Annotated in this window: 15 protein-coding genes; 14 read left to right on the top strand and 1 reads right to left on the bottom strand. The window is 41.9% G+C overall.

Annotation, left to right across the window (positions count from 1 at the left end; all coding sequences use genetic code 11):
* Window positions 1-248 precede the first annotated feature (248 nt).
* The 5 genes from cls to NFR51_RS00245 all read left to right on the top strand — a co-directional run bounded on the left by cls (window position 249) and on the right by NFR51_RS00245 (window position 6,376).
* A complete protein-coding gene (gene cls, locus NFR51_RS00265; RefSeq protein ID WP_251711773.1) occupies window positions 249-1,694 on the top strand; it encodes a cardiolipin synthase in 1,446 nt (481 codons plus the stop codon).
* A gap of 43 nt (window positions 1,695-1,737) precedes the next feature.
* Window positions 1,738-2,628: an RNase adapter RapZ gene (gene rapZ / locus NFR51_RS00260; RefSeq protein WP_251711772.1), complete on the top strand. Its 891-nt coding sequence runs from the start codon at window positions 1,738-1,740 to the stop codon at window positions 2,626-2,628.
* Window positions 2,625-3,611, top strand: coding sequence for a gluconeogenesis factor YvcK family protein (locus tag NFR51_RS00255; RefSeq protein WP_251711771.1), 987 nt, complete (start codon window positions 2,625-2,627; stop codon window positions 3,609-3,611). Before rapZ ends, NFR51_RS00255 begins: the two co-directional genes overlap by 4 nt.
* The gene (gene whiA, locus NFR51_RS00250; protein WP_251711770.1) at window positions 3,608-4,555 is read left to right on the top strand and encodes a DNA-binding protein WhiA; all 948 of its coding nucleotides are present in this window, start codon (window positions 3,608-3,610) and stop codon (window positions 4,553-4,555) included. The genes NFR51_RS00255 and whiA overlap by 4 nt, the downstream gene beginning before the upstream one ends.
* A gap of 183 nt (window positions 4,556-4,738) precedes the next feature.
* Window positions 4,739-6,376 carry a hypothetical protein gene (locus NFR51_RS00245; protein ID WP_251711769.1) on the top strand — a complete coding sequence of 546 codons (1,638 nt, stop codon included), beginning with the start codon at window positions 4,739-4,741 and terminating at the stop codon, window positions 6,374-6,376.
* 28 nt (window positions 6,377-6,404) lie between these two features.
* Here the strand turns inward: NFR51_RS00245 and NFR51_RS00240 are convergent, their stop codons facing one another.
* Window positions 6,405-6,944 carry a hypothetical protein gene (locus NFR51_RS00240; protein WP_251711768.1) on the bottom strand — a complete coding sequence of 180 codons (540 nt, stop codon included), beginning with the start codon at window positions 6,942-6,944 and terminating at the stop codon, window positions 6,405-6,407.
* A 330-nt stretch (window positions 6,945-7,274) separates the two neighbouring features.
* Between NFR51_RS00240 and NFR51_RS00235 the strand changes: the two genes are divergently transcribed.
* The 9 genes from NFR51_RS00235 (at window position 7,275) to NFR51_RS00195 (ending at window position 18,589) form a co-directional block, all read left to right on the top strand.
* The gene (locus tag NFR51_RS00235; RefSeq protein ID WP_251711767.1) at window positions 7,275-8,054 is read left to right on the top strand and encodes a formate/nitrite transporter family protein; all 780 of its coding nucleotides are present in this window, start codon (window positions 7,275-7,277) and stop codon (window positions 8,052-8,054) included.
* 13 nt (window positions 8,055-8,067) lie between these two features.
* Window positions 8,068-9,036 (top strand): glycine--tRNA ligase subunit alpha, encoded by a 969-nt coding sequence (glyQ, locus tag NFR51_RS00230; RefSeq protein ID WP_251711766.1) that lies wholly within the window; start codon window positions 8,068-8,070, stop codon window positions 9,034-9,036.
* On the top strand, window positions 9,033-11,069 hold the full coding sequence (glyS, locus tag NFR51_RS00225; RefSeq protein WP_251711916.1) for a glycine--tRNA ligase subunit beta: 2,037 nt from the start codon (window positions 9,033-9,035) through the stop codon (window positions 11,067-11,069). Before glyQ ends, glyS begins: the two co-directional genes overlap by 4 nt.
* A gap of 10 nt (window positions 11,070-11,079) precedes the next feature.
* The gene (locus NFR51_RS00220) at window positions 11,080-11,319 is read left to right on the top strand and encodes a DUF896 domain-containing protein (RefSeq protein ID WP_251711765.1); all 240 of its coding nucleotides are present in this window, start codon (window positions 11,080-11,082) and stop codon (window positions 11,317-11,319) included.
* Window positions 11,320-11,472: 153 nt separating this feature from the next.
* Window positions 11,473-12,684 (top strand): voltage-gated chloride channel family protein, encoded by a 1,212-nt coding sequence (locus NFR51_RS00215; protein WP_251711764.1) that lies wholly within the window; start codon window positions 11,473-11,475, stop codon window positions 12,682-12,684.
* A 155-nt stretch (window positions 12,685-12,839) separates the two neighbouring features.
* On the top strand, window positions 12,840-14,306 hold the full coding sequence (locus NFR51_RS00210; RefSeq protein ID WP_251711763.1) for an AcpB/EbpR/MafR family transcriptional regulator: 1,467 nt from the start codon (window positions 12,840-12,842) through the stop codon (window positions 14,304-14,306).
* Window positions 14,307-14,428: 122 nt separating this feature from the next.
* The gene (gene glpK / locus NFR51_RS00205; RefSeq protein WP_251711762.1) at window positions 14,429-15,925 is read left to right on the top strand and encodes a glycerol kinase GlpK; all 1,497 of its coding nucleotides are present in this window, start codon (window positions 14,429-14,431) and stop codon (window positions 15,923-15,925) included.
* Between the two features lie 41 nt (window positions 15,926-15,966).
* Window positions 15,967-17,808 (top strand): type 1 glycerol-3-phosphate oxidase, encoded by a 1,842-nt coding sequence (glpO, locus tag NFR51_RS00200; protein WP_251711761.1) that lies wholly within the window; start codon window positions 15,967-15,969, stop codon window positions 17,806-17,808.
* Window positions 17,809-17,851: 43 nt separating this feature from the next.
* Window positions 17,852-18,589 carry an MIP/aquaporin family protein gene (locus NFR51_RS00195; protein WP_251711760.1) on the top strand — a complete coding sequence of 246 codons (738 nt, stop codon included), beginning with the start codon at window positions 17,852-17,854 and terminating at the stop codon, window positions 18,587-18,589.
* The last annotated feature ends 157 nt before the right edge of the window (window positions 18,590-18,746 follow it).

Raw genomic sequence — 18,746 nt, 5'->3', positions numbered from 1 at the left:
GCAAGGAGCGTAGCGAGTGGTGAACCTTTTCCATTCTTTTTGCTTTAGCAAATTAGAATGCTAATAGGCAAGGCGCGCAGCGAGTGGTGAACCTTTTCCATTCTTTTTGCTTTAGCAAAGAGAATGCTAATAGGCAAGGCGCGCAGCAACTTGTAAACCTTTCAATGAAACCTTCAGTTTAGATTAAATATTTGCTTATTGCCTGTGTTATAATTGGAGAATAAGGAATTTAGAAAAGGAGTTTTATTTTGGGTCTTGTTGCCATCATTGAATTATCTATTTTTGTCTTAAACTTCTTTTTGTCAATGACGATTATTTTCAGAGAACGTAAAAGTACCTCAACGACATGGGCTTGGCTTTTTGTCGTTAATCTTTTGCCTATTTTTGGTTTTATTTTGTATATTCTAGTAGGACGTGGGATTGCGCACTACCGTATTTTTAGAGTGCAACGTGCTTTTCGTGTAGGTTTTGAAGAACAGTTAAAGCGCACATGGCGGGTTTATGAAGAAGAAGGATTTATCAAAAGAATTACACGAAATCATGGCATTACGCAGCTTATTCATATGCTTTTCGTGGAAGAAAAGGCGGTTATTTCTTCAAATACAGGTGTAAAAATCTTTACAGATGGACGTGCAAAGTTTGATGCTCTTATCGAAGACATTCGTAATGCAAAGCACCATGTGCATTTAGAATATTATATTTTTCGAATGGATAATCTGGGTAAAGAATTAACAGATGCTCTTGTTGAGGCTGCCCAGAGAGGAGTGGAGGTACGTCTTTTAATTGATGCTTGGGGAAGCAGTAAAACAAAACCGCATGAGTTTGAACGGTTGACGAAAGCTGGCGGAGAAGTCTCGTATTTCTTTCCACTGATATTGTCCTTAATTAATCCACGTACCAACTATCGTTTGCATCGAAAGATTGTGGTTGTTGACGGCCAGATTGGCTACACAGGAGGTTTTAATGTTGGGGATGAATATGCGACTGAAACAGAGAAATTTGGTTATTGGCGTGATACGCATCTCCGTCTGACAGGCGATGTGGTCTACTCCCTTCAAAACAGATTTATTATGGACTGGAACAGTCAACATAAATTTGAAATTTCTGAAGCAGAAGAATACTTTCCAGCAGCCTTAGAAAGAGACCGAGTGATCACACAGTTTGTAACATCAGGTCCAGACGAGGTAAAAACCCAAATCAAAATGACTTACATGAAGATGATAAACAGTGCGGAGCGTGAGATTATCATTCAAACCCCTTATTATGTTCCAGATGATGCTTTGCATGAGTCTTTAAAACTGGCCCTTTTATCAGGAGTAGAAGTTCGTTTAATGATTCCGAATAAACCTGATCATCCTCTGGTCTATTGGGCTACCTATTATTATGCAGCTGACTTGCTTAAAATGGGAGCAAAGGTTTATACTTATGAGAAAGGTTTTGTACATTCTAAAACGCTTATTATTGATGGTGAATACGCATCAGTTGGCTCTGCGAACTTTGATAACCGTAGTCTGCAACTTTGTTTTGAGGGAAATATGGTACTCTATGATGATGATATTTCGCAAAAGCTACGTGAAGATTTCAAAAAAGACCTTGCAGTGAGTAAACGTTTGACACTTGAAACTTACGAAGAACGTAGCACAAGTATTCGTTTCAAGGAAGGCTTGGCGCGGCTTATCAGTCCAATGCTCTAAACGGTGAAAGAAGCAGTTGCTAGGATAAGGAAGAGGAGAAAAAATGGATAACAAACTAAATATTGTCATTATCACGGGAATGTCGGGTGCTGGTAAAACTGTAGCAATCCAGTCTTTTGAAGATATGGGCTACTTTGCGGTTGATAATATGCCGCCCAACTTGATTGAAAAATTTGTAGAGCTTCTCAATACACCTGACAGTAAGATTAACAAGGTTGCAATGGTTGTTGATATGCGTTCACGTATTTTCTTTGACCGCCTGCGGGGAATTATTGCAGAACTTTCAAACAGTCCAGAGGTAAACTTCAAGCTTTTATTTCTTGATGCGGGCGATGTTGAGCTGGTTGCACGATATAAAGAAACACGTCGTTCTCATCCCTTGGCCATTGACGGACGTGTACTTGATGGCATTACTCAAGAGCGCGAAATTCTTTCAGACATTAAAGCTCTGGCTGAGGTTGTGATAGATACCAGTGAGCTTACCCCACGTAATTTGCGGGCGCGTATTCTTGAACGTTTTTCTGAAACAAAAGAAGCACCATTTCGTATTGAAGTACTGTCTTTCGGCTTCAAATATGGTTTGCCGATGGATGCAGACTTAGTATTTGACGTTCGTTTTCTTCCAAATCCTCACTATATTCCAGAACTCCGTGATAAAACGGGACTAGACAAGGAAGTGTTTAACTATGTCATGGAGCAAGAAGCTTCTGAGGAGTTCTATAAAAATTTAATGAATATGCTCTTGCCGATTATTCCTTCTTATCAGAAAGAAGGAAAATCAGTTTTGACGATTGCTTTTGGTTGTACGGGAGGTCAGCACCGTTCTGTTGCCTTTGCTGAACGTGTTTCCAAAGCATTACTTAAGGAAGAGTGGCATTTAAATACAAGCCACAGAGATAAGGACAAAAGGAAAGAAACGGTTAACCGATCATGAGCAAGTCAAAAATAGTTGTTATAGGAGGCGGGACGGGGATTCCCGTCATTTTGAAGTCCTTGCGTCAAGAAAATATAGACCTTTCCGCAATTGTAACCGTTGCAGATGACGGTGGTTCTTCGGGACGTTTGCGTTCCGCAATTGACATTGCACCTCCAGGAGATCTGCGTAATGTTCTGATTGCTATGAGTGATATGCCAAAGTTCTATGCGGATATTTTACAGTATCGCTTTGATTCGAGTGACGGAGAGCTGGCCGGACATCCCTTAGGAAACTTGATTATTGCTGCTATTGGTGAGATGCAGGGTTCCACCTATGAGGCCATTCAGACATTAGCCCGTTTCTTCCACGTAAAGGGCAATGTATATCCATCAAGTGATACACCATTGACCCTGCATGCCGTCTTTAAAGATGGTCATGAAGTTGAAGGCGAAAGCAAGATTACAGACTATGAGGGTTTGATTCATCATGTTTACCTTACGGAAACAAATACAGGAAAGAGTCCGCGTGCATCTAAAAAGGTCGTACAGTCTATCATGGAAGCAGATACCATCGTTTTAGGACCTGGGTCACTCTTTACTTCAATCTTACCCAATATTGTTATTCCTGAAATTGCCGAAGCACTTTTAAAAACACAGGCTCGCATTGTTTACGTCTGCAACATTATGACACAGCGTGGCGAAACAGAGCACTTTAGCGATGCAGACCATGTTCGTGTTATTCATGAACATTTGGGAACCCGTGTTATCGATACTGTGTTGGTAAACAGTGCAGAAGTACCTGAAGAATATATGAATTCCAATAAATTTGACGAGTATTTAGTGCAGGTGGTTCACGACTTCAAGACTTTACAAGAAGAAGAGGTAAATATTATTTCCAATGATTTTTTGCAGCTGGTGAATGGCGGTGCATTTCATGATGGAGATGCCATTGCTTCAGAAATCATGGGAATTAGCGCCCAACATGAGAGAAGAGAAGTATGAGTTTCACAAGTGATGTAAAAAAGGAACTGACAAGTCAGAAGCCTAGTCGTGGCACTCTACTGGCTCTGATCAGGATGAATGGTTCTTTAGGAATTTCTGGTGGCTTGACCTTGGCCTTATCTACAGAAAATGCTGCGACAGCAAAGTACATTTATCAAATGCTCCTCGAAATTTATCAGATTCGTGCAGAGATTCGTGTACATCAAAAAACAACACTCTCAAAAAACCGCGTTTATACTGTTTTTATTGAAGACAAAGTGAATGAATTGCTCAATGAACTTCAGCTCTCTGATACGCTGATGTTCTTAGACTCTGGAATTCCAGAATCTGTGAAATACGATCAAGAGGCACAAGAAGACTATATGCGCGGTGCTTTTCTCTCTAGCGGATCCATGCATAATCCAGAAAAAGGCGATTATCAGCTGTCCATTTCCAGTGTATATCAGGAACACGCAGAAGATCTAAAAGATATCTTTAATAATTTTGGATTTGATGCGCGTATAATCTCTCGGAAAAATCGTTATATTTTGTATCTTTCTAAAGCTGAAGAAATTATGGATTTTCTCACTCTGATTGGGGCTATGAAAGCGCGTTTGAAATTTGAGAATGCCAAAATTATGCGTGAGATGCGGGGACTGGCAAACCGTCAGTCAAACTTTGAGTCAGCAAATATAAATAAATCTGTTTCAGCAGCACAGGAGGTTATCTCTGCAGTGAAATACTTGGCGGAGAAAAAAGAGCTGGAAAATCTCCCCCCAGCGCTCACAGAGGTGGCACACGCTCGGATCAATCATCCCGAAGCCACCATTAAGGAACTGGGACAGTTATTGGATCCCCCGTTAGGAAAGTCTGGGGTTAATCACCGTCTAAGAAAATTGACAGCTCTGGCTGAGGAAATAAAAAAAGCGAAGACTGATTCGGTACATGAAGAAAAGAGGCTCTAGTCAGGGCTTCTTTTCTCATGCCTAAAAGCAAGTCCCCAGCCAAACCAAATACCCTTTTCTCATCAAACACTCATTTCATTTGACCTTTTTTTTTTATACTATAGACTCAGAAAGTAAACGTAACATTAGAAATGTATATGTAATGAAAATCTAAAAGTACAGGTTACGTCAAAGGAGGAGTTTATGACACCAGAAAAGAAAAACCAGCGGCGGCTGCGCAACCTCGCGCTCCTGTCCCTCTTATTGCTCTTGGTAGGCGGCACCTTCGCCTTCCAAGCCTTCAACCAGCGGGCCATCAATGACCGGCTCCGGGAAAACATCCCCGGCGGCCGTGTCCACGACTACTACAACCGAGACACCAAAAACAAGGACGTCTTCGTGGAGAACTATGGCAATGTGCCCCTCATGGCTCGTATCCGCCTCTCCGAGTTCATGGAGAAACGCTCAGCAGGCGATACAGACTTCACCCCTATAGTGAACGGTACCATCCGTGACCAAGTGAACACTTGGACGGTCATGCGTCCCTCAGAGACCAACCTCAACACCCGTGTAGGCGACTCAGCTGCCTTCAACACCTACGCCAACCTAACCTTTGGTTGGACCCGATCAGGTCAAGATGCCCCATGGTTCATGCCCACCTTCAATCGGGACAACCAAGACCTGATGACCGCCTCTGCTGGGCATGCTCGTGACTGGGTCACAAGTACAGCCACAGACGGTGTCACAGATGGCGCCACGCATCCCGGAGACGGTACAGATGCCTACTGGTCCTCTGGCGACAGCTTTGACAACAGCGGACCAGTTTGGCCGGGCGAAGAAGTCAGCCATGATGCGGCTCAAAACCTGCAACAAGAACGTGCCCCGATGACCATCAGCCAGTGGGCAGCCCTCCCTAATAACCTGAAAGTCGGGAACTTCTGGGTCATTGACCACCAAACAGGCTGGGCCTACTGGGCCAACCAACTCCAAGCAGGAGAGACCACCTCTTACCTCTTGGATGCGGCTCAGATGACCGCAGCGGCGGACAACATCCCGGGCGAATATTATTACGGTATCCATGTGGACGGGCAACTGATCAGTCCTGACCGTATCAATGATTTCTTGGCTGCAGACCCAGACTATACGCATCATGCCGACTTGTCGGACTTCCTGACAGCCGTACAGAACGGTTTTATCGATAACAACTGGGGGAACCCGGGACCAGATGACAATGTTCAACCAGACCAAATTAACTTTAGCATCATGGCACCGGGAACCATCTTTACTATGGCTGGGGAGCAGTACCGTTATTTGGAGAATCAAGGTGGGGGGAATCATTTGATTATTCGGAATAATGTAATTGAAAATATCTCTTTCAATAATCAGGATACTCGAATCAATGAATGGTATGAAAGTCTTGATACAACAGTTCAAGCTATGGTTCGACCTGTAACAAATGGATTTGTAACAGGTGAGCTTCCTTATGAAGATGTCCTTTGGTCAGAAGGTATTTCTGGCTGGATGCCAACTAATATAAATGATTTCATAGAAATTTCTGCAGATGTGACTAGAGTTAATACAAGCGGTAGCCCGCAGGCCTTTGCACTTTCTTTTGTTGATGTAGTTCGCTTATCGGAAGTAGGTCATGTTTTTTCTAGTTTAGAGCAACGTGAGAGCGGTGATGAAAGGTGGTGGTGGCTTCGCACACCTCGTTCTGAAACTTTAGCGTGGTCTGTACTTGGGACACCTAGGAGTGGTCAATTAGGCGGTGGTGGCGGAAGAAATCATGTTTCTCCTGCTGGTGGTATTAGGCCCGCCCTAATCATCAATCAACCTCTCTAAAATAGAGAGAAACAAGTCAAAAAATCACTCAACTAATCGTAGGACAGCAGCTGGACCAGCAGGCTGGCTCGACCTCCCTTAAACAAAAGGCGCAGTTTAAGGGAGCAACTGCTGGTGATTTGACCCATGCTGTGTTAATCTTTAATGCGGATAGCACAAACAATGTGGTGAGTGCTTCAGACAACAAGGCTTCCTCAGCAAAGAGTACGTTAGTATCTGGAACAGCAGTCAATAAGAACAAGAGGATTTGATTCAAAAATGAAGTCATCAGACAAAAAATGAAAGTGATAATCAGAAAAGCTCTTAAAAATTGTAACTCCAGCATCTTTTTCAAGGGGAAAGATATTTCTGGACAATCTTTGTTTTTTCCTAATCTCTTATCTGAAAACTTTTTCTGTTTGAAGAGTTGGCGCATCTGAAGTAGAATGAAGCCTATATGGGGCTTTGTAAAGAAAAATGCAGATAGCCTAAGAAAGGAGAGAACTAAAATGGAAGAAGCAAAGTTATTCGAAAGGCAAGTGGCATCCTGTCCAGGAACATCGGAAACACCGACAAGACCCTTTTTCATGGACTTTATCGGGGAGAGAAAACAGACCGGAAAAGAAGCGAACGTGGGTTAGAGATTTTTTAGTGAACAGTCAATCTTTAGAACTTAGACTGATAAAGAAAGTTAAAAATTTTTTCGTCTTCTCTTGACATTTCTCGTAAAAAGAACTACAATCTTAAGGTGAGGAAAGCGACTCGGGACAGTGGAAGCCGAGACATCAATGGCCTAAAAATCTATCACAGCAGAAATGAAGTAAAAAATAAAGGTGGAACCGTGCATAGCACCCTTTGTCTTAGGACAGGTGTATTGTGCGGTTTTTATATTTATTTATACGAGGAGAATATTAAGATTATGATGAATCCAGCAGAAATATTGTCTGCCACCATTCACCATGGGCAAGAAAAGGTCAAACGACCGATGTTAGAAAAAGCAGTGCTTGGCTTTATTGGAGGAGCACTGATTTCGATGGGCTACTTGCTCTATATACGTGTCATTTCCAGCGTGGTTGATGAGTTGGGAAGTTTGGCCAGTTTTATCGGTGCAGCTGTTTTTCCTATCGGTTTGATTGTTATCCTGATGGGCGGAGGAGAGCTCATCACTTCAAATATGACAGCTGTTACAGCCTCGTTTTTTGCTAAGAAAGTGAAATTTTCAGATTTGCTCAAAAATTGGCTTGTCATCACTTTTTTTAACCTTTTAGGTGCTTTCTTTGTTGCTTTCTTTTTTGCTCATGTTGTGGGCTTAACTGCTTCTGGTGTATATCGTGAGGAACTCATTGTCATTGCTGATTCAAAAATTGATGCGACCTGGATCCAAACCCTAGTCTCTGGTGTGGGCTGTAACTGGTTTGTTGGTCTTGCCATGTGGCTTTCTTACGGTGCCAAAGATGCCGCCGGAAAATTAATGGCGATTTGGTTTCCAACAATGGCCTTTGTTGCTATTGGCTTCCAGCACAGTGTGGCAAATGCTTTTGCTATTCCCGCAGCGATTTTTGAAGGTGGAGCAACATGGATGGAATTCATCCGTAATTTCAGTCTGGTCTATGTGGGGAATATGCTCGGTGGCGTCATTTTTGTCGCTGGTTTCTACTTCCTTGGATATAAACGCCAAATGAATGAACTTAATAAATAATAAGGAGAATTGAATGTCAAACAATAAATTATCATTTCAAGATATGATTCTGACTTTGCAAGCTTTTTGGTCCAAGCAAGGTGCAAACTTAATGCAAGCTTATGACGATGAGGTAGGGGCAGGAACAATGAGTCCATACACTTTCTTACGTTCAAACGGTCCAGAGCCTTGGGCAGCAGCTTATGTGCAGCCTTCACGACGTCCAGCTGATGGGCGTTACGGTGAAAATCCCAATCGTCTTTTCCAGCACCATCAGTTTCAAGTGGTCATGAAACCTTCGCCCAAAAATATCCAAGAACTTTATTTGGAAAGTTTAGCCGCGCTGGGTATCGATGCACTAGAGCATGACATTCGTTTTGTTGAAGACAACTGGGAAAATCCTTCAATGGGATGTGCCGGCATCGGCTGGGAGGTCTGGATTGATGGTCAAGAGTGTACGCAATTCACATACTTCCAGCAAGTGGGAGGCATTGAGGTAGATTCGGTTACTGCGGAAATTACTTATGGTTTGGAGCGTCTAGCTACAGCTATCCAAGAAGTAGACAGTGTATACGATCTTGAGTGGGGAAATGGCGTCCTCTACGGCGATATCTTCAAAGAGCCAGAGTATGAGCATTCAAAATTTGCCTTTGAAGAGTCCGACCAAGATATGCTTTTAGACTTGTTTAACAAGTATGAAGCAGAAGCGCTTAAATTACTTGACTTAGGCTTGGTTCATCCTGCTTATGACTTTATCTTGAAGAGCTCACACACCTTTAACCTCTTAGATGCGCGTGGGGCTGTTTCTGTGACAGAGCGTGCAGGTTACTTGCACCGGGTGCGGACAATGGCGCGTAAAGTTGCCAAAACGTTTATTGAAGAACGTGCTAAACTTGGCTTCCCACTTTTGAAAGATGAAGACTTACGTGAGAAATATCTGGGAGAAAAAGGGAAATATATAAAAATTCTAGAACAATTGGCAGAAGAACAGGAGGCAAAATAATGGCAAATTACTTACTCGAAATCGGTTTGGAAGAAATGCCGGCTCACTTGGTAACACCTGCAATCAACCAATTGGCAGAACGTCTTTCAGATTTTTTAAATGAGAATCGCTTGAACTTTGACCTTATCCGTAAGTTCTCAACACCGCGTCGTTTGGCTGTCTTGGTGGAAGGACTTGCTGAAAGTTCAGAAGCCATGGATGAAGAAGTGAAAGGACCTTCTGCGAAAATTGCCAAAGATGCAGAAGGAAATTGGTCTAAGGCTATCCAAGGCTTCTCCCGTGGTCAAGGCTTGACACCAGATGATTTGGTCCTTAAAGGCGATTATTATTTCGCAAACAAGCATATTGCTGGTGTAGCCGCACAAGAGATTTTGGCAAAGGTTGGCACTGAGGTTATCAGGAAGATGCAGTTTAAAACGTATATGAAGTGGGGCAATAATAGCTTCCTCTTTGTACGTCCTATCCAATGGATGGTTTCTCTACTGGATGCAGAAGTGGTTCCTTTTGAGCTTCTTGATGTGACTGCTGGCAACACAACACGCGGTCACCGTTTCCTTTCAAACCAAGAATTTACCATTGAAAAAGCTACGGATTATGCACAGCTGTTAAACACTAACTTTGTTATGGTTGATGCAGGGGCACGTAAAGCCGAAATCAGCAAACAAATTAAAGAAATCGCAACTGAACATGGTTGGAAAGTTGAATTAGCAGACGAAAAACATGTTGAACTTCTCGAAGAAGTGAATAACCTGGTAGAATACCCCACAGCTTTCGTTGGCAGCTTTAACGAAAAATACTTGTCAGTTCCTAAAGAAGTTCTGGTCACTTCCATGCGTGACAATCAACGCTATTTTGAAGTTTACACTGCAGAGGGTAAGCTAGCCCCTCACTTTATCTCTGTCCGTAATGGTAATGCAGAAGGCATGGAAAATGTCATTTTGGGAAATGAAAAAGTTTTGGTTGCTCGTTTGGAAGATGCAGAGTTCTTCTGGAAAGAAGATCAAAAATTAAAAATTGCGGATCTTGTAAAGAAACTTGAAAATGTTACTTTCCATGCAAAAATCGGTTCAATCACTGAACACATGGCTCGCACAAAAGCAATTGCGGCACATTTGGCAGACATCGCCCAACTGACAGAAACTGAAAAGGCAGATGTTGCGCGTGCAGCCGATATTTACAAATTTGACCTTTTGACAGGTATGGTGGGTGAATTTGATGAGCTCCAAGGTGTGATGGGGGAAAAATACGCCCTCTTAGCGGGTGAAAATGCAAATGTAGCTGCTGCTATTCGTGAGCATTACATGCCAGTTTCAGCAGAAGGGGAGTTGCCAAGTACTGTTGTAGGGAGTGTCTTGGCAGCAGCTGATAAGATTGACAGTATTCTCTCATTCTTTAGTGTAGGCTTGATTCCCTCAGGTTCAAATGATCCTTATGCGCTTCGACGTGCGGCACAAGGCTTGACACGTATCATCGAAAAATGCAATTGGCACTTTGACTTTTCGGATTTCATTGCTACACTTGACTATGCGAACAAGGAACAAGTGATTGACTTCCTTAAAGGTCGCGTGCAAAAACTTCTTTTGGATAAAAAAATTCGTCATGATATTGTTGAAGCAACGATTGCAGCAGACACAATGGATATCGCAAGCATGATGGAAGTTGCGCCAATGCTTAACGGGCATAAAGACGATGCGCAATTTAAACCAGCAGTCGAAAATATTTCACGTGTCATCAACTTGGCGAAAAAAGCCGACCATGTTGGTACAGTATCTTCTGAACTGTTCGAGAACGATGCAGAAGCTGCGCTTTACGCAGTTACAGAAGAACTTGAAGCAAGTTGGGCAAGCTTGTCTGCCTCTGAAAAATATGATACTCTGGTCAGCAAAGCTGTACCTGCGATTAACACTTTCTTTGAAAAGGTTATGGTTATGGCAGAAGATGAAAAAGTACGTAACAATCGCTTGGCTTTACTGTCGGACTTATCCTCACTCACAGGGACAATGGCTGACTTTAGTCTAATCAATACAAAGTAAGGAGAAATTTATGGCAATCACAAATGAACAAATTGAACGTATCAATGAATTGGCCCGTAAACACAAAGCAGAAGGCTTAACAGAAGCGGAAACTGAAGAACGTGCAAAATTACGTCGTATCTATCTTGACAGTGTGCGTGAAAATCTTCGTGGACAGGTCGAATCTGTAAAACTGGTGGATGAAGAAGGGAAAGATATCACACCAGAAAAACTGAAAGATATTCAACGTGCGAAAGGTATGCGTGACTAGACAGGCTGGATGTAAGCTTGCTTGTTTTTAATGCTTTCATCATTGCGCCCAAGGCGCTAATGCTTAGCGTCTTATCAGCCATCAATCAAAAAAGTACAGTTTTTAATTGATGCTGCCAGAGTGACTTCATATGAGTGAGGGGAATTACTTTTAGTGGAAAATGTAAGAATTGGAATATCAAGAGGGGCTATTTTCTATACATTTTTGGCTCTTGTCATAGGTCTTCTTGTTGGAACGGTGGATGCTTTGTTTGGGCGGGGCTTGCTTTTTATCACGGAGATACGTGATGCCCATCCCTTATATTTTCTTCCTTTCTTGGCATTGGCGGGTCTCGTGATTGTTTATACTTATCAGCATTTTGGCAAGGAAAGTCAAAAAGGTATGGGCTTAATTTTTGAGGCAGGCAATAAAGGACGTAAAGACATTCCCAAACGCTTGGTTCCTTTGATTATATTTTCAACATGGTTGTCGCATCTTTTTGGAGCAAGTGTTGGTCGAGAAGGAGTAGCTGTACAAATCGGTGCAACAATAGGACATACCTTAGGGGGAAAATTAGCTTCTAAAGAAGCGCAGAAAGTTCTCTTAATTACTGGTATGGCTGCAGGTTTTGCAGGCTTGTTTCAGACTCCTATTGCTGCGACTTTCTTTGCTATTGAGATACTGATGGTTGGCAAGATAGAGTACATTGCTTTGTTTCCGGCTTTAGTTGCTTCTTATGTTGCCAGTACAACTTCTCATGCTTTGGGATTAGAAAAATTTTCCTTTGCGGTCAATACTGACTTAAATATGGATGCAATTACACTTTTGAAGCTTTTAGTGGTGGCCCTATGTTTTGGCTTAGTTGGTCGCCTGTTTGCCCAAGGCTTGTCCTTTATGAAAAGCTATATGATGCTTAAACTCAGCAATCCTTACCGCAGAATTTTAATCGTAGGTTTAATGCTGAGCTTGGGTTTAATTTTCATTCACTTAGACCGTTATGCGGGTTTGGGAACAAATTTGATTTCGATGAGTTTTAACGGTCAGCCTATCAATGCTTATGACTGGATATTGAAATTGCTCTTTACTGTTTTAAGTATTTCGGCTGGTTTCCAAGGGGGAGAAGTCACACCGCTCTTTGCCATTGGTGCAAGTCTGGGTACAAGTTTGGCCCTGCTTTTGGGGCTGCCTGTTGGTTTAATCGCTGCAGCAGGCTATGTGTCTGTTTTTTCTGCAGCAACGAACAGTTATTTTGCTTCGATATTTATAGCAGCAGAAGTTTTTGGCTATGGTTCGGTTCAATATATTTTGCCGCTTGTAACAATCGCTTACATACTTAATGGGAATGCTTCAATTTATGCTCAGGGCAAACTCAATTTAGAAGACTAAAAGAAGAATAAGGCTGTTGTCTTGTTCTTTTTTATTGTCTATTAGACACTGGAAGTAAGCATTTTTCCCTAACAAAAATGAGGGAAATGATAGAATAGAATTAAAGAAGGATATGAAGTGTTAAAAATACGAATTGTAAAAAGATTGGAGCAACTGTGAATATTGAAGCTTTACTTGAGAAAAAAGAGCAGGTGCAGGTTGAGATTCTCCGGCAGTTGGTTTTGAAAAATGAAAAGATTACCGCTCAGGAGCTTAGTGACTGGGTAGGCTTGTCACGCCCTTCAATAGAAAGTTACTTGGAGGATATCGCCTATCTGGGACAGATGATGGGGAGCCCGATGAAGGTTCTTAGACAGGACCATAAAGTAATTCTGGAAATGGAAGAATCTCAGAATTTAGATGAAATCATCAGTTTTTTAATTCAAGACAGTATAAAATATCGTTTGCTTCTTCTATTTTTGGAGCAGAAAAACTACATGATTATTGATTTGGCTGAAGAATTACTCATCAGTGAGTCGACATTGTTTCGTAAAATAAAGGAACTCAACAAACTATTGGCTGAATTTGAAATACAAGTCAAAAACAATAAGCTTGTCGGAGAAGAAAGCCAGATTCGTTATTTTTACTATCTTCTTTTTGATTCAATAAATCCGAAATTTCGACCAGATATGTTACAAGTTACAAAACTACAATCAGACTTTGTGACACAACTGGAAGAAACCTTGAAGCTCAGTTTTTCAAAAAGCAGTCAGGATAAAATTTATCACTGGCTAGCTATTGCTGAAAAGAGACGCTTGATAAGCGACATCCAAGTCACAAAATCCTTAAAAACTAAAGTGATTTATCAAGACGATCATCTGTATCAGTTGCTTGATTCGATTTTTTATCAAAAGATTTATGATCGCTATGCTAAGGACAAGTGCGAAACCATCTTTTTCTACAGCTTCCTTCTTTCCTTTTTTATCTTAGACAAGGAAAGTTATTATCGGTTTGATATCTTCCGCAGTAAAAAGCTTCCAACAGTGTTGTTAAATATTTCTCTTAGAGAGCGTATGTTGAAACATTATCGTCCAAATCGCTTGGGCTTTGAGGAAGAAAAAGCGATTAGCTACCAACTCGCACAGGTTAATAATAAATTTTCTTTTTTTCAAGGTAGCCTCTTTACTAGAAGTCAGGAAGCTTTGATGCTGCGGAAGCAAAACTGGGTAGATAAAAGTTTTCAAGAACTACTGGATGATTTAGAGCACATCGCTTTAAACTATATTCCCAAGGAGCAGGATCTCCCAGAACTAATTTTTGGCTATAGCAATGCCCTTATGTTGTTGGAGCTCTTATCGTCTCAAAAACTTATTGTAGCTTACGACTTGTCGGATACTCCAGCCTATCAGATTCCTTTAGAACAGTTTTTGAAGATCCGCCTCCGCGCGGTTGAAAAGATAAAACTGGAGCACTATCATGAGGGGCAAAGTTATGATTTGCTTATTTCTAGCAAAAGAAATGACAATCGAAAATTTGTCTATGTTCTCTCAGAATTTTCGGGTGATCATGATATTGAGCGGCTCATTACACATATAGAAGCTCTCAAAATAGAAAAACTTCAAACTAAAGCTATTCTCAATTGATAGCTTTAGTTTTTTATGTATACTTTCAATTTTTTTAAGTTTCCCATAAAAAATGAAAGTATACGCGACCATAAAGATGTTATAATATAAAACATAGAAAGCGTTTACAAAGGAGAAAGAAAATGACAGAAACTTCTTACATTATGGCAATTGACCAAGGGACTACAAGTTCAAGAGCTATTATATTTGATAAAAAAGGGAAGCATATCGGGAGTTCCCAGAAAGAATTTACACAGTACTTCCCGCAAGAAGGCTGGGTGGAGCATGATGCAAATGAGATCTGGAACTCCGTCCAATCTGTTATCGCAGGTGCTTTCATTGAGTCAGGTATTAAACCTGTTCAGGTTGCAGGAATAGGTATAACCAATCAGCGTGAAACAACAGTCATTTGGGATAAGGCAACTGGAAAACCGATCTATCATGCCATTGTTTGGCAGTCGCGTCAGTCAGCTGATATCGCAAACGCGCTCAAAGAAGCAGGACATGAAGAACTCTTTCATGAGAAAACAGGACTCATCGTTGACTCTTACTTTTCAGCGACAAAGATTCGCTGGATTCTTGACCATGTAGAGGGGGCACAAGAGCGTGCAGAGCGAGGTGAACTTCTTTTCGGGACGATTGATACATGGATATTATGGAAATTAACAGATGGTGAAGCACATTATACAGACTACTCCAATGCCAGCCGTACGATGCTTTACAATATTCATGAGTTAAAATGGGATGAAGAAATTTTGGACATTCTTAATATACCTGCAGCCTTGCTTCCAGAAGTCAAGTCAAACTCGGAAGTCTACGGTGTGACTAAAGGTTTTCATTTCTTTGGCTCGGAAGTGCCCATCTCAGGTATGGCTGGAGACCAGCAGGCAGCACTTTTTGGTCAGATGGCCTTTGAACCAGGCATGATAAAGAACACCTATGGTACAGGTTCATTTATCGTCATGAATACAGGAGAAAAACCGCATATTTCTAAGAATAACTTGCTGACAACTATTGGTTATGGCATCAATGGAAAAGTTTATTATGCCTTAGAGGGCAGCATATTTGTCGCAGGTTCTTCCATCCAATGGCTCCGTGACGGCTTAAAGATGCTGGAGCGCGCAAGTGATTCTGAAGAGGTTGCGCTTCAATCTACCAACAAAGATGAAGTTTATGTGGTTCCGGCCTTTGTTGGTCTTGGAGCACCTTACTGGGATCAAGAAGCCCGTGGTGCAATGTTCGGTCTGACACGGGGGACAACTAAAGAAGATATCGTTAAAGCAACCTTACAGAGTATTGCTTATCAGGTTCGTGATGTTGTCGGCACTATGAAAGAAGATACTGGCATTGACCTGTCTCTCCTCAAGGTGGATGGTGGCGCAGCCAATAATGAATATTTGATGCAGTTCCAAGCCGATATTTTAAATATCCCTATTCAGCGTGCAGGTGACTTGGAAACGACCGCACTCGGTGCAGCTTTCTTAGCAGGGCTTGCGGTTGGCTTCTGGAAAGACATTGAGGAACTCAAGGAGTCTTATGAGCCAGGTAAAATTTTCCAAACACAGATGCAGGAAGAACGCAGAGAAGAACTCTATGCAGGATGGAAGAAGGCTGTGCATGCAACACGTGCTTTTAAATGAGTAATAGACAAGGACACAGGGAGATAAAAGGAGAGATAAAAATGGCTTTTTCTAAAAAAACAAGACAAGAAGCAATCAGGAAAGTTCAAGAGGAAGAATTGGATTTACTCGTTATTGGAGGAGGAATCACAGGGGCGGGATTGACCTTACAGGCTGCAGCCTCTGGCATGAGAGTTGCCCTGTTTGAAATGCAGGACTTTTCAGAAGGAACTTCGTCGCGTTCGACAAAACTTGTACATGGCGGCATTCGTTACCTCAAAAACTTTGATGTGCAAGTGGTTTCCGATACAGTTTCTGAACGCGCGGTTGTCCAAGGGATTGCGCCCCATATACCAAAACCTGACCCAATGCTTCTTCCGATTTATGATGATGAGGGAAGAACAACCTTTGACATGTTTTCGGTCAAAATAGCGATGGATTTGTATGACCGTTTGGCTGGTATAGATGAAGATTCTCCCTATGCCAACTACACCATTTCACCAGAAGAAGTGCTCCGTCGTGAGCCGCTCATCAAGAAAAAAGGCCTGCAAGGTGCAGGGGTCTATCTTGACTTCCGCAATAATGATGCACGTTTGGTCATTGATAATATAAAAAAAGCTGTCGAAGATGGGGCGCAAGCCATAAGTAAGATGAAAGTTATTGACTTTATTTATACAGACGGCCAAATCTCGGGCGTACGTGCGCGTGACATGCTGACAGATGAGATTATTGAAGTAAAGGCGAAGCTAGTGATTAATACCAGTGGCCCTTGGGTAGACAAGATTCGCTATCTGAATTTCACACGACCAATCGTGCCAAAAATGCGTCCCACAAAAGGTGTCCATCTCGTGGTTGATGCAGCCAAATTACCTGTGCCACAACCGACTTATTTTGATACAGGAAAGCACGATAAACGTATGGTCTTTGCCATTCCACGTGAAAATAAAACTTATTTTGGTACGACAGATACGGATTATCAGGGCGACTTTATCGATCCAAAGGTTACACAAGAAGATGTGGACTATCTCTTGGATGTCATCAACTTCCGTTACCCTGAAGCACATATCACGCTTGATGACATTGAAGCTTCATGGGCGGGATTGCGTCCATTATTAGGTGGGAATTCTGGTTCAGACTATAATGGTGGTGACAATGGCGCAGTTTCTGAAACCAGCTTTAATGCTGTTGTCGAGGCCGTGCTCCGCTATAAAAATAAAACAGCAACAAAAGCAGAAGTAGAGCATCTTTTGAATCATATGGAGTCCAGTCTTTCTGAAAAAGGAAGCGAGCCTTCGTCTGTCTCTCGTGGCAGCTCACTTGAGCGCGAGAGCGACGGCTTAATCACCTTGGCAGGGGGGAAAATCACCGACTATCGTAAAATGGCAACAGGTGCGATAGATCTGATTTGCCAACTTCTTGAAGAAGATTTCGGATTGAAATATGAACCTATTGACTCAAAAAAATATCAAATTTCTGGAGGTGAATTTGACCCAGGAAAAGTTGAGGAAGTTGTTTCTGAAAATACAAAAGTTGGTGTAGCTGCAGGTCTTACAGAAGCTGAAGCAAAATACATTGCAGACTTTTATGGGATGAATGCGCTTAAAATATTTGCGTATGCCTCGGAGATGGAAGCTTATGAGGGCCTTACTTTAGCAGAGTCAGCACGCTTACGCTATGCACTTGAAGACGAGCTGGTCTTGACACCCGTTGACTACTTATTGCGTCGAACCAACCACATTCTCTTTATGAGTGAAGGTGTTGATGCCATCAAAGTTCATGTGGTGAACGCTATGGCGAACTTTCTAGAGTGGTCTCCTGAGGAAAAAGCCAATCAAGAAAAAGCTTTGGAAGAAGCCCTTCGTGAATCAAGCCTATCGGACTTAAAAAACTCACTGTACGCGTAAGAAGCATGCTTCAGTAAAATAAAATAGAAAAAAAGGAGTCAATATGCACTCAGAAATGATACAGTTACTTGGGGAATTTTTAGGAACATTTACCTTAATTCTTCTTGGTAACGGAGTGGTTTCAGGCGTTGTACTGAACAAAACAAAGGCAACAGGAGCAGGTTGGGTAGCCATCACGCTTGGGTGGGGCTTTGCAGTGATGATGGCGGTCTACATCTCAGGTTTCATGTCCCCTGCGCATCTTAATCCAGCAGTTACAATTGCAATGGCAATGATTGGCAGTTTTGGTTGGAATTTGGTTGTCTCTTATATTGTCGCGCAAATGCTTGGTGCAATGGCAGCTAGTGTCATTCTTTACCTAATGTTCTATCCACACTATGCAGAAACCAAAAATCCAGCAGATATCTTGGGCACCTTTTCTACAGGACCTGCTATTCGCCATACAAGCTCAAACCTACTGAGTGAAATTGTAGGTACGGCAGTCTTAACGGCAGGTATTCTGGCCTTTGGTCAATACGCTATTACGCAAACTTCTGGTGTATCGCCACTCTTAGTGGGTGCGATTATCACAGCCATCGGTTTATCACTAGGTGCGACAACAGGTTACTCTTTGAATCCTGCACGTGACTTAGGTCCTCGTATCATGCACGCTATCTTACCTATCAAGGGCAAAGGAGATTCTGACTGGTCTTACGCATGGATTCCTGTCCTAGGTCCAATCATTGGCGGTAGCTTAGGTGCCCTTCTCTTTAACATGGTCATTCAATTTGCAAGTAAATAAATTGAAATAATAGACAAAAGCAGAGTTAGACAAAGATCTAGCTCTTTTTTTATGAAAAAAATACCAGTAATCCTCCAGCTTATGGGAATAAAAACTAAATAAAGAAAACGCTTTATTTTTCCTTGCTTTTGAAAATAAGAGGTGCTATATTACAAAT

This window comes from Lactococcus ileimucosae (assembly GCF_943193185.1).
Classification (GTDB): Bacteria; Bacillota; Bacilli; order Lactobacillales; family Streptococcaceae; genus Lactococcus; species Lactococcus ileimucosae.
The sequence above is the reverse complement of the archived record's forward strand: the minus strand, read 5'-3'. Positions and strand labels throughout refer to the sequence as shown.

Bases quoted from the DNA above. Each gene is read 5' to 3' on its own strand.
- rapZ (WP_251711772.1), top strand. From the start codon at position 1,738: ATGGATAACAAACTAAATATTGTCATTATCACGGGAATGTCGGGTGCT.
- NFR51_RS00255 (WP_251711771.1), top strand. From the start codon at position 2,625: ATGAGCAAGTCAAAAATAGTTGTTATAGGAGGCGGGACGGGGATTCCC.
- whiA (WP_251711770.1), top strand. From the start codon at position 3,608: ATGAGTTTCACAAGTGATGTAAAAAAGGAACTGACAAGTCAGAAGCCT.
- NFR51_RS00245 (WP_251711769.1), top strand. From the start codon at position 4,739: ATGACACCAGAAAAGAAAAACCAGCGGCGGCTGCGCAACCTCGCGCTC.
- NFR51_RS00240 (WP_251711768.1), bottom strand. From the start codon at position 6,944: ATGAAAAAGGGTCTTGTCGGTGTTTCCGATGTTCCTGGACAGGATGCC.
- NFR51_RS00235 (WP_251711767.1), top strand. From the start codon at position 7,275: ATGATGAATCCAGCAGAAATATTGTCTGCCACCATTCACCATGGGCAA.
- glyQ (WP_251711766.1), top strand. From the start codon at position 8,068: ATGTCAAACAATAAATTATCATTTCAAGATATGATTCTGACTTTGCAA.
- NFR51_RS00220 (WP_251711765.1), top strand. From the start codon at position 11,080: ATGGCAATCACAAATGAACAAATTGAACGTATCAATGAATTGGCCCGT.
- glpK (WP_251711762.1), top strand. From the start codon at position 14,429: ATGACAGAAACTTCTTACATTATGGCAATTGACCAAGGGACTACAAGT.
- glpO (WP_251711761.1), top strand. From the start codon at position 15,967: ATGGCTTTTTCTAAAAAAACAAGACAAGAAGCAATCAGGAAAGTTCAA.
- NFR51_RS00195 (WP_251711760.1), top strand. From the start codon at position 17,852: ATGCACTCAGAAATGATACAGTTACTTGGGGAATTTTTAGGAACATTT.